The sequence below is a fragment of the Endozoicomonas sp. ONNA1 genome, from assembly GCF_024606325.1.
In the GTDB taxonomy this organism is placed as follows: Bacteria; Pseudomonadota; Gammaproteobacteria; order Pseudomonadales; family Endozoicomonadaceae; genus Endozoicomonas_A.
Map to the genome: position 1 here is coordinate 1 of NZ_JAHHPN010000723.1, position 14,827 is coordinate 14,827.

Consider the following 14,827-nt stretch of genomic DNA (forward strand, 5'->3'; position numbering starts at 1 on the left):
GGTAAAACTTCAATAAGCTCTCCGGGAACCAGAAAGTCTGCAACGACTTCTATGCGTTCACCGTCTTGTAGTTTCCAGGCTGTGTCTGGTATCAGTTGCATCAGGCTTGTTATGCCGGCTTTGGCTTTTCTTCCGGCGAAACCTTCCAACAGTTCACCCAAGGAAAACAGTAGCAATACCAAACCCGCTTCAACGGTTTCTCCCAGAATCAAGGCACCCATTGCGGCAACGGTCATCAGGGTTTCAATGCCGAAACAGGTACCATTTCGAATCTGGTTGAGTGATTTTCTGGCAAAAGGCAGAACGCCCAGAGTGGTCGCCACCAGAAAGCCGAATGAACCCCATGATGGGTCACAGACTTTGGAAATTCCAGCCAGAGTCATCAATACCGCGAGCAGGGTGAAGGTTGAATGGGCTTTCCAGAGAGGCTCTTCCGCTTCTCTCTGGTCAGTACTTTTCAGGGTGAAGCCCAGCTGTTTTACCGTTTTCTCGATGTTTTCTGAGGAGACTTTCTGATCCAGATCGACCACAAGGCGTTCTGTAGCAAAGGCGACTCTGACCTGCTTGACGCCGGCGGAGGCAGCCAGTGCTTTTTCGATGTTTGCCGCACAGCTGGCGCAGTCCATTCCGCTCAGTGACCATCTGTAGCGGGTGGTCGCTCCAAAGGAGGTGACGGGCTGAACCACATTTTCTGCTGGATAGCAGCTTTTCGTCGCTGCGCATTTGGACATGGATGCACTCTTACCAAAAAACATATAAAAACATATTTATATGTTATGCCTGATTTCAGCAGAGTCAACCTGTTTGTTGATAAACACGTGTGCTACTCATCAGAATCTCTAATGAGTAGCGTCAAGGTTGATTTATTTCAGCGTTATCTTGATAGCCTGCTCTGCACATGCCTGATCCAGGTGGCCGCCGGGGGCACCGCCAATTCCGATGCCGCCCACAATCTGTCCATCAACCTTGATTGGCATACCGCCACCGAGCAGCAACATGCGTGCATCCATATCTTTCAGACCTTGCAGGAAAGGCTTATCGGTTACCAGTTTGGCGAGGTTGGCAGTAGGCTGACCCATAGAGGCTGCGGTGAACGCTTTTTTCTGAGCGCTGTCCACAGTGTGGTCCAGCCAGCTCAGAGCGGCCGAAGGCTTTCAGGGAACCTGTGCGGTCAACAACAGCAACACTGACGTTGTAACCGTCTTTGCGGCAGAATTGCAGACCCTGATTGACCAGTTCTATCGCGGCTCTGTCAGTCAAGGTTGGCAGGGCGGTGGTTTTTGCCTGTGCGCCAATAGCCAGTCCCGTAGCGATAAAAGCCAGTGCGATGATGCTCTTTTTCATGGTGGTTTCCTTGATGTTTTTCTCGTTGTCTCTGTGATGCTGCCGTCTCAGCGACTGGTTATAGAGTAGTGAGCCAGCATTGCCCTGACCTTGCCTGAACATTACAGGCTGGAAAGGTCCCTTCTTTTCTGACGGTTTACTGGTAAGCTGAGTTCGAAGAAAAATACTAATAATTTGGAGTAGCCTGTTGAATATCCTGATGGTAGAAGACGACTCAGTTATATCCACCTTTGTCAGTGACGGTTTAAAAGAGCATGGCTATGGCGTAGCCCAATGCCAGAGTGCCGAGGAAGCTCTGGATGAAGTCGGTGTTGAGCCTTTCGATCTGGCCATTGTGGATATCATGCTGCCTGGGTTGAACGGCCTGGATCTTGTGAAAACGCTAAGGGGGCAGGGTGCCAACTTTCCTATTCTTTTCCTAAGTGCCCGAAAGGCAGTAGACGACAAAGTTTCTGGTCTGAGAATTGGCGGAGATGACTATCTCACCAAGCCTTTTTCTTTTAATGAACTCCTGGCAAGGGTAGAGGTATTGCTGCGCAGAAATCAATCTACCCGGACAGTGCTATCAGAAAAGCTGAGCTTTCATAACCTCAGCTTTGATCCATCCCGAAAGCTCGCTTGGAGAGGTGATAGGAAACTCTTCCTTCAACCCAGAGAAATGGTTCTGCTGGAGTTCTTTCTTCGAAACTGTGAGAGAGTAATTTCCAGAACACAGATCATGGAGCATGTCTGGGATTATCAGTTCGATCCACAAACCAATGTCGTTGATGTTCTGGTCTGTCGACTCAGAGGCAAGATTGATAAAGATGAATCCGTCAAACTTCTGCACACGATCAGGGGGATGGGTTATGTGCTCAGAGCTGGTGAATAAATCAGTGATGACTGGCACAGGCGAAATGACGCCAACCAAGCAAGTACTAACTCTCTGGTTTGGAGTCATTATGATGGTGATTGCTTCAGTTCTGGGAGCCGTTAGTTATCACCTGTTTGAAGAAGAATTAGTCAGTCGGGACGCCCAGCTGCTGATAGTAATCAACAATAATATGCAGCGCATATACAACAGTAGTGGTCAGGGAAAGATTTTGACAGTACTGGAACGTGATCGTTATTTTCTACGTTTGAGCGGCTACAGTGCCAGCCTTTGGTCCGACGATGATGATTTGTTGTTTCATGAGGGTGTTGACCTACCGTTTTCTGCAACAGAAAGACTGGATGATGGCAGTCTGGTCATTAAACAGCTGGTGGGTAGCCAGACACTGGTTCTGAGTCTTTCCAGTACCCTGCGTTATGAAGAGCTGGCCAGCTTTCGCAATGTCATGCTGTTAACGCTGATGACACTCTGGATCATCAGCATTCTTCTGGTGGCCTGGCTGAATGATCGGATGTTGAGACCCATCCGCAAGCTGGTAGAGCATGTTAAAACACTGCAACGAAAGGGCTTGCAGGATCAGCTCCCACTGTCGTCTTCCCGAAACAGTGAACTAGGCCAGTTAACCTTGCTCTTAAATCAGCAGATGAACCGGATTGACCAGCTGATTCGCAGTCTTGAAGACACCCTTAATGCTGCAGCCCATGATCTCAGAACTCCTTTGACTCGGATGCGACTCAGTGCAGAAAAAGCCATGAACAATAACGATCCCAAGGCGTTGAAAGAGAGCTTGATGGACTGCCTGGAAGAAAGTGAAAGAATGTTGGCGATGGTGAACAGTCTGCTGGATGTGGCTGCAGTGGAGCAGCATCTGGACGCCAGAGATCGCACACAGGCCAATCTGTCTGATCTGATTACTGAAGCGGCTCAACTCTATGAATATCTGGCGGAGGAGAAGCATATTCAGCTCAGCTTTGAGCTTCCGGGGACAATGAATATCCTGGCCTGTCCAAACCGGTTGCGGCAGGTATTTGCCAACCTTCTGGACAATGCCCTCAAGTTTACACCTGAACAGGGAAGCATTCTGGTTTCGGCCCGAAGAGAAGGTGATTTGTGGCGAGTGTCAATAAAAGATTCTGGCAGTGGCATCGCCGCATCCGATCTGCCCCATATTTTTGATCGCCTTTATCGCGGGGATGTCAGTCGAAAAACACCGGGGTTTGGTCTTGGACTGTCATTGGTCAAGGCGATTGTTGAGGCTCACAATGGCAAGATCAATGTAGAAAGTAAAAAAGGGCAGGGGACTGAGTTTAACTGCTTGTTGCCAGCCGTTTAATGAAAGGGAGCCAGTCACCTATTGGCTGGACCACGTTTTCTGCTATTCAAGACTGAAATGATACTCCCGCCGAGCCAGGCGGGAGGTGAATTCCGTCAGCTCGTCGTGGCTGATATGTACTATGCTGCTTTCTATCTCTTATGCACCTTCTATTAGACCTTCCATGGACACACGAGGTGTCAAAAATACAGGCAACGGAACGCTCGCATAAAGGCTGCCTGAGGTAGTGCAGTTGTTTAACGAATGCAGGTGAAAGTATGATCTTTGGGCGTTCCTTTATGACGCTTTTATTTGTGGTGTTCATGTTTTTTTATCAGCAGCTTCTGGCAAACGATACCTATGACCTTGAAGAATTTCGCGAATATCACAAGACAAATTCGAAACTACCTTCTAACCAGCAACAAAAGCGCACAGGTCAGAGCCCACTTGAAAACATCCGTATTGGCTTTGTCAGGCTTGATTTAGCATCTGAGGATGTATCTGGAGATGGGCGACTGGAAATCTGTGAAGGTTATGAAGTTGATGAGCAAGACTTTAAACGTCTGATTGAATTCTTCTTCGAATATGCGAACATGGGTGATCCACAATATCGCAAAGTTTACATTCAAAAGGCGCTGAGACTCATGCGTCATATGTTTACTATGAATATAAATAAGACCATGGAACAAAGTCCTGAAGAGAAACAGATAATAGAAGTAACGGCAAAAAGCCTATTTGAAAAAATGTTTTTTTCTGAATACACAAATGGCGGTATTAATCCTTATTTCAATTATTTCTATTCAGATTCAGCAGCAAGTCATTCCAATTATGCCGGTCTTAATAACCGTTTAGTCCTGATGTTTCTAACTTTTCTTGGTCCCTATTTTCTTACCGATAATGACTTTTATATCTATTTTACCGTGCTGCTTGAAAACTATGTCGAAAATATCTGCGATCAAGCATTAACCTGTGCACTGTTTTCTGAAAATATCAGTGAATGTAATTCTCCGGAAAGCTTTGCCCATCAATTCACTGAAGCCAGACTGGACACAGAAACAGCACTTCTAATTGGCTTAACTGCAATGGCATCAGCCGCTTTCGACTGCATGAATTCAGGGTTGGAATGGCCAGAGACATTGGAAACTTTGTTGCAAACATACTTACCGTACGAGCTTTCGTGCATTATCAACTTCAATATGGCCAAACTCTGCAGCACATGCCCTGTATTACCCGCTATGTATAGTGTGGATGGCATGCAGGAGTTTACAAACAGCATTTTGGGTATTAAACCCGCTCCGTCGCCTGCATTATCGTCAGAAAGTCTGAACACTCTAACGGATTATTCTCGGGATTCAGGCAGTGAGGCTTCTGGGGAGGAGCTGCATGCTGATCGTCAAAATCAGTCAACAGCCATTCACGAACAAAGTGACCTGGTAGCCCAACTACAACGGCCACTAGCAAGCCAGTCTGCAATGGAGGGAATGGATGCAGTTGGAGGTGCCTCAGGAGAAACTAAACGATGTTCAATTTGCTGTGGAGCAATGACAGAAATGATGACGTTCGAAAATTGTGAACACGCAGGTTTTTGTGAGATTTGCGCTGAGCGAATTACACATGAGCAGAGCGGGTGTCCCTTTTGTCGAATAAAATCGAAATCATACAAGAAGGTTATTGATACGTCTTTTCATTGAATGTGCGTGCAGTGCAATAGTATTGCACGGTGCTGTGTTTGCTTGATGTAGTAGTTTAGTTGTTTTAACGAATTCAGGTGAAAGTATGAGCTTAGGCCATTCCTTTAAGATGCTTTTTGTTTTAATGTTTTTGCTTTTTTATCAAAATGGACTAGCAAACGACGCCTATGATCTTGAAGAATTGCGCGAGTATCTCAAGATAAACTGGAAGCCGCCTTCAAAAATAAAACAAAGGTTTACAGGCCAACCCGCTATGAACCCACTTGAAAACATCCATATTGGCTTTGTCAGGATTAATTTGGCCTCTGACGATGTTTCCGGGGATGAGCGACTGGAAATCTGTGAAAATTACGAGGTTGATGACCAAGACTTTAAACGTTTGATCAGCTTTTATTATAATTATGTGAACATGGATGAACAAAGTCAGATAGTTCGCATTCAAAGAGTACTAAGACTAATATATCATCTATTCACTATAAATATAAATAAGATCAATACGATAAACAATTATGATAAAAAACTAATCAATGAAAAAGCAAAAAGCCTATTTGAACAATTGTTTTTGACTGAAAACATAGATGGCAGAAGAAATCTTTATTTCAATTATTTCTACGATACGCTCAAACGTGGCAGGAGTGAACCTTATTACTCCAGGGCAGAATGTTGGTCTGATGAGGTCGGTGTTAATAACGATCTGGTCCTGATGTTTCTGGCTTTTCTTGGTCCCCACTTTCTTTCCAAAAATAAACTTTATACCTGCTTCAGAGCGTTGGATCATAGATATACTAGAAAAAGCTACCAGCGAGCCTTGTCTCGTGGATTGCTTTCTGAAAATCTCAATGAATATAATTCTCCACAAAGCATTGCCACACAATTAACTGCGGCCGCATTGGGCGCAGAAACAGCACTTCTAATTGGTTTAAATGCAATGGCATCAGCAGCTTTCCAGAGTATGAATTCAGGACCGGGATGGCCAGAGACACTGGAAACCTTGCTGACAAGATACTTGCCATATGAACTTCTGCCCATTGTCTACGACCATATAACCAGCCTTTGCTGGCAAGAATACCGAAACCGTTTACCCCCGGTTATGTGTACAGTGGAGGGTATGCAAGCGTTTATACAGGGCATTGTGGGTATTCACATTGACCCCACACCTGCATTATCGGAGACATCATCGTCAGAAAGTCATGACAATCCACGGGATTATTATCTTGGTCCAGACACTGGGACTTCAGATACTGAGGCTTCAGACACCGTGAGTTCAGACACCGTGACTTCAGACACCGTGACTTCAGACACCGTGACTTCAGACACCGAGAGTTCAGACACCGAGAGTTCAGACACCGAGAGTTCAGACACCGAGAGTTCAGACACCGAGAGTTCAGTCAATGGAGCTTCAGGCATTGAGACTTCTGATGAGGAGCCGCGTTCTGAGCATCAGGATCCGTCAATAGTTATTCAGCAACAAAATGAACTGATAACCCAACTTCGACTGGAATTAGCAAACCAAACTGCAACAAAGGAGGCTGGTGCAACAGGAGGAGCCACAGGAGGAGCCACAGGAGGAGCAAAAGGATGCCCCATTTGTTTCAAGTCAGTGGGAGATATTATGGTGTTACAAAGTTGCGGACACGCTGGCTTTTGCGAAAATTGTGCTCGGCGAATTATAGATGAGCAGAGGGACTGTCCCTTTTGCAGGGAAAGACCGCTATCATACTTGAGGGTCATCTTTATGTCTCATCATTGAATGTGTGCACAGTGCTATATGTCGTGTGTAATAAGCGGGGTTAAGCTGCCTGTTGCAAAAGCCTTGAATAAGCGAGCCTGCAAGGCTTCCTTATGCGACAGCGGTTTATTTGTTGTGGATAAATTGCAGCTCAATAATGCAGTTATGTAAACAAATTCAGGTGAACGTATGACCTTAGGACATTCCTTTAAGACGATTTTGTGTTCAGTGATTTTGTTTTTTTATCAGCAGGGGCTGGCAAATGACACCCATGATCTTGAAGAATATCGTGAGTATCAAAAAAAAAACTGGAGACCGCCTTCAGAAATACAACAAAGGCAAACAGGTCAACCCGTCATATGCCCACTTGAAAACATCCGTATTGGCTTTGTCAGGCTTAATCTGCAATCTGAGGACGTATTTGGAGATGGGCGGCTGGAAATCTGTGAAGATTACGAGGTTTCTGAGCAAGACTTTAACCGTATGATCAACTTTTATTTTAATTATGTGGAGATGCCTTTTCGAAAAGTTCGCATTCAAAGGGCATTAAGATTAATACATCGTATATTCGCTATAAATATAAAGAAGACCAATGGACATAGAGCGGATGACAAAGAACTCATCAATACAACGGCAAAAAGCCTCTTTGAACAATTATTTTTGTCTGAAAACACAGAGGGTGCCAGTAATCCTTCTTTCCAATATTTCTATGGTTTAGCGAAACGCCAACATAATTATGTCGGTGTTAATAACCGTCTGATCCTGATGTTTCTTGCTTTTCTTGGTCCCCATTTTCTTTCCAGGGGGGATCTTGATACCTACTTCAAAATGTTGGATTACAGCTATACCGGAGAAAGTATCGGTCGAGTATTCATTCGTGACTTTCTTTCTGGAAGTATGAATAAAGAAAACTCTCCGCAAAGCATTGGCAATCAATTAAATGCAGTCGGATTGGACAAAGAAACAGCACTTCTAATCGGTTTAACTGCAATGGCAACAGCCGCTTTTGAGTACATGAATTCAGGACTGGGATGGCCAGATACACTGGAAAAATTGTTGAGAAGATACTTGCCATACGAGATTCTGGCCATTGTTTACAACAATATGGCCAACTTTTGCAGTCCGGGACACCCATGCTCTGTACCTAATGTTATGTTCAGCCTGAGTGGCATGCAAGAGTTTACACACAGTATTTTGGGTATTGACCCCACAACGGAAACATCGTCTGAAAGGCAGGACTATCGATCGGATTATGCTCAGGATTCAGACAGAGGGGGTTCTACTGAAGATCAGGATCCGTCAATAGTCATCCAATATCAAAATGAAGTCATAGCTCAACTACGACGGGAATTAGCAAACCAAACTGCAACAGAAGAAGCCGGTGCAGCCGGAGGAGCCTCAGGAGGAGTAAAAGAATGTCCAATTTGTTTAGAGCCATTGAAAGAAATGATGGGCTTCGAAAGTTGTGAGCACGTTGGTTTTTGCCGGGGTTGTATTGAGCAATGTATAAAGGATCAGAGAGGCTGTCCCTTTTGTCGGATAAAATCGAACTCCTACAGGAAGCTTTTCGACATGTCTTCTCGTTGAAGTGTCTGTACTGCTGATCTGTTGCCAAAGCACTGAATAAGAGGGCCTGCAAGGCTGTGACAGTGGTTAATTTATTTCGGATAAATTCCAGTGGTACTGGTTCAGTTGTTTTAATGAGAGCAGGTGAAAGTATGACTCCAGAGTATTTCTTTAAGACGCTTTTGTTTTCAGTGTGTTTGTTTTTTTATCAGCAGGGGCTGGCAAATGATACCTACGGCCTTGAAGAATTTCGCCAGTATCAAATGGCGAACTGGAAACCGCTTTCAAAAAAACAACAAAGTAGCACAAGTCAACCCGGTATGTGCCTGGTTGAAAATATTCGTATTGGTTTTGTCAGACTTAATCTGGAAACTGACAATGCATATGGAGATGGGCGACTGGAAACCTGTGAAGATTACCAGGTTGCTCAGCAAGACTTTAATCGTCTGAACGATTTATATTTTAATTATGTGAACATGGGTGATCCTCAACATCGAAAAAATCGTATTAAAAGAATGCTGAGGCTAATGCATCGTATATTCGCTATTAATATAAATATAACCAATGGAAAAAACCAGGAAGAGCATGTCTTAATCAATTCAAAGGCACTAAGCCTTTTTGAAAATTTGTTCTTATCTGTCAACAGAAATGGCAGCCGTAATCCATATTTCAATTATTTCTACACCGCTCCGGAGGCGCCTGAGTGCAATTATATTCGTGTTAATAAGGATCTGGTTCTGATGTTTCTTGCTTTTCTTGGCCCTCATTTTCTTACCAGGCACGAAATTTATATCAGCTTTAAAGTGCTGTCTGGCAGATATATCGGAAAAATCTGCGCTCGAGCATGTGATCGTGCATTGCTTTCTGAAAATATCAATGAATATAATTCTCCGCAAAGTCTTGCCAATCAGTTAAGTGCAGCTGGATTGGACGCAGAAACAGCACTTCTAATCGGCTTAGCTGCTATGGCATCAGCCGCTTTTCAGCGCATGAATTCAGGACAGGAATCGCAAGAGACACTGGAAACTTTGTTGATAAGATGCTTACCATACGAGTTTCTCTCGACTATTCACGACAGGATGTCCTGCCATTGCCACACTCAGCGCTCGCACGAGACACCGAGGGCTATTTATACCGATGATGGTATGCGAGAGTTTACACACAGTATTGTGGGTATTGACCCCACACCAGTATTACCAGTGGCATCTTCGTTAGTAAGCCTTGAATATCTGGTATTTAACGATCAGGATTCAGATAGTGAGAATTCCTTTGGGGCACCAGATTCTGGGAATCATGATCAGTCAATAGTCGTTCAACAACAAAATGAACTGATAGCCCAACTACGACAGGAATTAGCAAGCCGACCTGCAACGGAGGAAGCCGGTGCAGTTGGAGGTGCTTCAGGAGGAACCAAAAAATGTCCAATTTGTTTCAAGCCAATCGAAGACATCATGGTGTTACAGGGTTGTGGGCACGCTGGTTTATGCGAGGGTTGTGCCGGGCGAATTATAGATGAGCAGAAGAATTGTCCCTTTTGTAGGGAAGCAACGTTTTCATATATGAAGGTTATCGACAAGTCTTTTTATTGACTGTGGGAACAGTGCTGGTGTATTGCCTGATACTCTATTTCCCTGAGAACAAGAGTCACACTTTGTGCCCATTATTGGTACCTACTATAAATGCCATCGATTGTTACAAACTTTTGTGGAGTGAAATAAAACGGGGCTAAACTGTCTGCTGAAAAAGCCCTGAATGAGTCATTCTTCAAGGCTTATTTATACGACAAAGTTTATTTGTTTCGGGTAAATTACAGTTCGCTAGTGCAGTTGTTTTAACGAATGCGGGTGAAAGTATGACCATAGGGTATTCCATTAAGACGCTTTTGTGTTCAGTGTGTTTGTTTTTTTATCAGCAGGGGCTGGCAAATGACACCTATGGCCTTGAAGAATTTCGCAAGTATCAAATGGCGAACTGGAAACCGCTTTCAAAAAAACAACAAAATGGCACAGATCTAGTCGGCATGAGTCCACTTGAAAACATCCGTGTTGGCTTTGTCAGGCTTAATTTAGCCTCTGATGATGTATCTGGGAATGATCGACTGGAACTCTGTGGAAATTACGAGGTTGCTGAACAAGACTTTAATCGCCTGATCAGTTTTTATTTTAATTATGTGAATATGGGTGATTTTCATTATCGAAAAGTTCGCGTTCAGAGAATGCTGAGGCTAATGCATCGTATCTTCGCTATAAATATAAATATGACCATTAGGCAACAAAGCCTGGCACAGAGAGATTTAATCGATGCAACGGCAAAAAGTCTTTTTGAGCAATTGTTTGGAACAGTCAATATAAATGGTGTAAGCAATCCTTATTTTAATTATTTCTATTCAATTCCGGGTGCCCCACAGTCCAATTATATAGATGTTAATAACGATTTGGTCCTGATGTTTCTTGCTTTTCTTGGTCCCCACTTTCTTTACAAGGATGAACTTTATACCTGCTTTTGTATGTTGGGTGACATATATACCGGACAATGCTTCGATCAAGCGTTCGATAGTACACTGCTTTCTGACAATATCAATGAATATAATTCTCCGCAAAGCCTTGCCAATCAGTTAAATGCAGCCGGGCTGGACGCAGGAACAGCACTTTTAATCGGTTTGACTGCAATGGCATCGGCAGCTTTCCAGCGCATGGATTCAGGGTTGGAATCGCAGGAGACACTGGAAACCGTGTTTATAAGATGCTTGCCATACGAGCTTCTGCCCAATGTTTACCGCAATATAGCCAGTCATTGTCGCTCTGGGCGTTCGTGCCCTGTACCCGGGGCTATGTACACTCTGGTTGGCATGCAAGCGTTTACACTCAATATTGTGGGTATTGATCCCACTCCCTCATTATTGGAGCCATCATCGCCAGAAAACCTGGACTTTTTAGTGGATTATTTTGAGTATTCAGGCAGTGAGGAGTCTGTTGAGGAGTTGGATTCTGAGGATCAGGATCAGTCAGTAGTCGTTCAACAACAAAATGAACTGATTACCCAGCTACGACAGGAATTAGCAAGCCACCCTGCAACAGAAGAAGCTGGAGCAGTTGGAGGAGCCACAAGAGAAACCAAAAAATGTCCAATTTGTTTCAAGCCAGTCGAAGACATTATGCTGTTGCAAAATTGTGGGCACGCTGGTTTTTGTGAGTGTTGTGCTGAGCGAATTATAAATGAGCAGAGGGTCTGTCCGTTTTGTCGGAAAACACCGTTTTCATATGTGAAAGTTATCGACAAGTCTTTTTATTGAAGGCTCGAACCTTGTCGGCGTACTGCCTGATGCTTTGTGTTTGCTTAAGAACGAGAGGCACAGCTGTACCCACTCTAAACTTCATTGATTGTTATAACCTTTCGTGGAGCGTAATAAAGTTGAGATTAAACTGTCTGTTACCAAAGTCATGAATAACGGGTACTGTAAAGCTTATATATACGACAGTAGATATTTTCTATCAAGGGTAAATGGCAGTTGTAGTAGTGCAGTTGTTTAAACGAGAGCAGGTGAAAGTATGACCTTATGGTATTCCCTTAAGACGCTTTTGTTTTCAGTGTGTTTATTTTTTTATCAGCAGGGACTGGCAAACGACACCTATGGTCTTGAAGAATTTCACCAATATCATGTGACAAACTGGAAACCGTTTGAAAAAAAAACACAAAATAGCACAAATCAATCTGGCATTAGCCCACTTGAAAACATCCGTATTGGCTTTGTCAGGCTTAATTTAGCCTCTGAAGATCTATCCGGAGATGGGCGACTGGAAATCTGTGAACAATATGAGGTTGCTGAACAAGAATTTAAACTGATGATAAGCTTTTATTTTAATTATGTGAGCATGGGTCACCCACAGTATCGAAAGGTTCGTATTCAAAGAGTGCTGAGGCTAATACATCGTATATTCGCTATTAATATAAATAAGACCAATGGGCAAAGTGCAGCAGAGAAAGAGCTAATCAATGCAAGGGCAAAAATTCTTTTTGAACAATTTTTTTTGTCTGTTAACATAAATGACAGCATTAATCCTTATTTCCATTATTTCTATCCGGGTTCGACGGCACATCTCTCCCATAATGTTGGTGTTAATAACAGTCTTGTCCTGATGTTTCTTGCTTTTCTTGGTCCCCATTTTCTTTCTAAGGATGAACTTTATACTTACTTTAGAACGTTGATTCACAGATATACCGGAAAAAGCTACGATGGAGCGTTCGGCCGTGCATCGCTTTCTGAAAACATCACTGAATATAATTCTCCGCAAAGCATTGCCAATCAACTAAATACAGCTGAATTGGACACGGAAACAGCAATTCTAATCGGTTTAACTGCAATGGCATCAGCAGCTTTCCAGCGCATGGATTCAGGATCGGAATCGCATGAGACACTGGAAACTTTGTTGATAAGCTGCTTGCCATTCGAGCTACTTGCCACTGTATACAGAAATATAGCTAGCCATTGCCGCCCAGGACACTCATGCCCTGTACCTTTGGTTATGTATACCGAGGATGGTATGCAGGACTTTGCACAGAGTATTGTGGGTATTGACCTCACATCTGCAACATCGGCAGAAAGCCTGGAATATCTATTGGATTATTCTGAGGTGGCAAGCAGCGATGGTTCCGTTGAGGAGTCGGATTCTGAGCATCAGGATCCGTCAATAGTCATTCAACAACAAAATGAATTGATAGCCCAACTACGACAGGAATTAGCAAGCCAACCTGCAACGGAGGAAGCAGGTGCAGTTGGAGGAGTCTCAGAAGGAAGCAAAAAATGTCCAATTTGTTTCAATCCAGTGGCAGACATTAGGGTGTTACAAAGTTGTGGACATGCTGGTTTTTGCGAGTTTTGTGCCGGGCGAATTATAGATGAGCAGAGGGACTGTCCGTTTTGTCGGGAGACACCGTCGTCATACATGAAGGTTATCGACAAGTCTTTTTATTGAATGCGCGAACAGTGCTAGTATAGCTTTTTGAGGAATGCAGTAAAGCGGGGGTTAAACAGTCTGTTGCCAAAGCCTTGGATAATGAAGTCTGCAAGGCTTCTTTATACGACAGTTGATTATTTGTTAAGGGTGATTTGCAGTTAGAGTAGTGCAGTTTTTTCGAATGAAGGTGAAAGTATGACCTTATGGTATTCCTTTAATCCGCTTTTGTTTTCACTGTTTTTGTTTTTTTATCAGCAGGGGCTGGCAAACGACACCTATGGCCTTGAAGAATATCTACAGTATCAAATGACAAGCTGGAAACCGCTTTCAAAAAAACAACAAAATAGCACAAGTCAACCCGGCATGAGCCCACTTGAAAACATCCGCATTGGCTTTGTCAGGCTTAATTTAGCCTCTGCCGATCTATCTGGAGATGAGCGAATGGAAACCTGTGAAGATTACGAGGTTACTGAGCAAGGCTTTAATCGTCTGAACGAGTTATATTTTCATTATGTGAATATGGGTGATTCCCTGTATCGAAAAGGTCGCATTCAAAGAATGCTGAGATTAATACATCGTATATTCGCTATTAATATAAATAGGATCAATGGTCAAAGCTCGGTAGATAGAGAGATAATTAATGAAACGGCAAAAAATCTTTTTGAACAATTTTTTTTGTCTGCCAATATAAATGGCAGCAGTAATCCTTATTTCAACTGTTTCTATTTAGCTCCGGCGGCACATAAGTCTCATCATGTCAGTGTTAATAATGATCTGGTCGTGATGTTTTTTGCTTTTCTTGGTCCTCACTTTCTTTCCAGAGAAGAACTTTATGTCGGCTTTAGAGTGTCGGATAACATATATACCGGAGAAAGCTACGATCGAGCATTCGACCGTGCATTGCTTTCTGAAAATATCACTGAATATAATTTTCCGCAAAGCCTTGCCAATCAATTAAATATGGCAGAATTGGACGCAGAGACAGCACTTCTAATCGGTTTAACTGCAATGGCAACAGCAGCTTTCCAGCGCCTGAATTCAGGAACGGAATCGCATGAGACACTGGAAGCCATGTTGATCTGCTGCTTGCCATACGAGCTTTTGCCTATGATCTACCAGAATATAGCCAGCCATTGCTGCTCTGGAAATTCGCACCCCGTACCTGAGTTTATGGATACTCTGGGTGGCATGCATGTGTTTACATACAGTATTGTGGGTATTGACCTCACACCTACATTATCGGAGGCATCATCGCCAGACAGCGACGGTTCCGTTGAGGAATCGGATTCTGAGCATCAGGATCCGTCAATAGTCATTCAACAACAAAATGAACTGATAGCCCAACTACGACAGGAATTA

The 14,827-nt window shown here is 43.6% G+C and carries 10 protein-coding genes and 1 pseudogene; 9 read left to right on the forward strand and 2 right to left on the reverse strand.

Annotation, left to right across the window (positions count from 1 at the left end):
* Positions 1-731, reverse strand: a 731-nt coding sequence (locus KDK19_RS17095; protein WP_257292438.1) for a cation transporter, incomplete at its 3' end; no start/stop codon positions are given.
* A 132-nt stretch (positions 732-863) separates the two neighbouring features.
* Positions 864-1,446: pseudogene (locus KDK19_RS17105) on the reverse strand (heme-binding protein).
* Positions 1,447-1,531: 85 nt separating this feature from the next.
* Here KDK19_RS17105 and KDK19_RS17110 point away from each other — a divergent pair.
* The 9 genes from KDK19_RS17110 to KDK19_RS17150 all read left to right on the forward strand — a co-directional run.
* Complete coding sequence (locus KDK19_RS17110; protein ID WP_257253094.1) at positions 1,532-2,215, forward strand: response regulator transcription factor; 684 nt, start codon at positions 1,532-1,534, stop codon at positions 2,213-2,215.
* 7 nt (positions 2,216-2,222) lie between these two features.
* A complete protein-coding gene (locus KDK19_RS17115; RefSeq protein ID WP_257292441.1) occupies positions 2,223-3,548 on the forward strand; it encodes a cell wall metabolism sensor histidine kinase WalK in 1,326 nt (441 codons plus the stop codon).
* A 257-nt stretch (positions 3,549-3,805) separates the two neighbouring features.
* The gene (locus tag KDK19_RS17120) at positions 3,806-5,218 is read left to right on the forward strand and encodes an RING-HC finger protein (protein ID WP_257292442.1); all 1,413 of its coding nucleotides are present in this window, start codon (positions 3,806-3,808) and stop codon (positions 5,216-5,218) included.
* An 85-nt stretch (positions 5,219-5,303) separates the two neighbouring features.
* On the forward strand, positions 5,304-6,968 hold the full coding sequence (locus KDK19_RS17125; protein WP_257292443.1) for an RING finger protein: 1,665 nt from the start codon (positions 5,304-5,306) through the stop codon (positions 6,966-6,968).
* 168 nt (positions 6,969-7,136) lie between these two features.
* The gene (locus KDK19_RS17130; protein WP_257252649.1) at positions 7,137-8,534 is read left to right on the forward strand and encodes an RING finger domain-containing protein; all 1,398 of its coding nucleotides are present in this window, start codon (positions 7,137-7,139) and stop codon (positions 8,532-8,534) included.
* 131 nt (positions 8,535-8,665) lie between these two features.
* The gene (locus KDK19_RS17135; protein ID WP_257292444.1) at positions 8,666-10,102 is read left to right on the forward strand and encodes an RING finger protein; all 1,437 of its coding nucleotides are present in this window, start codon (positions 8,666-8,668) and stop codon (positions 10,100-10,102) included.
* Positions 10,103-10,365: 263 nt separating this feature from the next.
* Positions 10,366-11,805, forward strand: a complete 1,440-nt coding sequence (locus KDK19_RS17140; RefSeq protein ID WP_257252651.1) for an RING finger protein — start codon at positions 10,366-10,368, stop codon at positions 11,803-11,805.
* 367 nt (positions 11,806-12,172) lie between these two features.
* Positions 12,173-13,486, forward strand: coding sequence for an RING finger protein (locus KDK19_RS24465; protein ID WP_257292445.1), 1,314 nt, complete (start codon positions 12,173-12,175; stop codon positions 13,484-13,486).
* Between the two features lie 177 nt (positions 13,487-13,663).
* Positions 13,664-14,827, forward strand: a 1,164-nt coding sequence (locus KDK19_RS17150; protein WP_257292446.1) for a hypothetical protein, incomplete at its 3' end; no start/stop codon positions are given.

What these genes read in the sequence shown, in the direction of transcription:
- KDK19_RS17115 (WP_257292441.1), top strand. Translation starts at nt 2,223, where the DNA reads ATGACTGGCACAGGCGAAATGACGCCAACCAAGCAAGTACTAACTCTC.
- KDK19_RS17120 (WP_257292442.1), top strand. Translation starts at nt 3,806, where the DNA reads ATGATCTTTGGGCGTTCCTTTATGACGCTTTTATTTGTGGTGTTCATG.
- KDK19_RS17125 (WP_257292443.1), top strand. Translation starts at nt 5,304, where the DNA reads ATGAGCTTAGGCCATTCCTTTAAGATGCTTTTTGTTTTAATGTTTTTG.
- KDK19_RS17130 (WP_257252649.1), top strand. Translation starts at nt 7,137, where the DNA reads ATGACCTTAGGACATTCCTTTAAGACGATTTTGTGTTCAGTGATTTTG.
- KDK19_RS17135 (WP_257292444.1), top strand. Translation starts at nt 8,666, where the DNA reads ATGACTCCAGAGTATTTCTTTAAGACGCTTTTGTTTTCAGTGTGTTTG.
- KDK19_RS17140 (WP_257252651.1), top strand. Translation starts at nt 10,366, where the DNA reads ATGACCATAGGGTATTCCATTAAGACGCTTTTGTGTTCAGTGTGTTTG.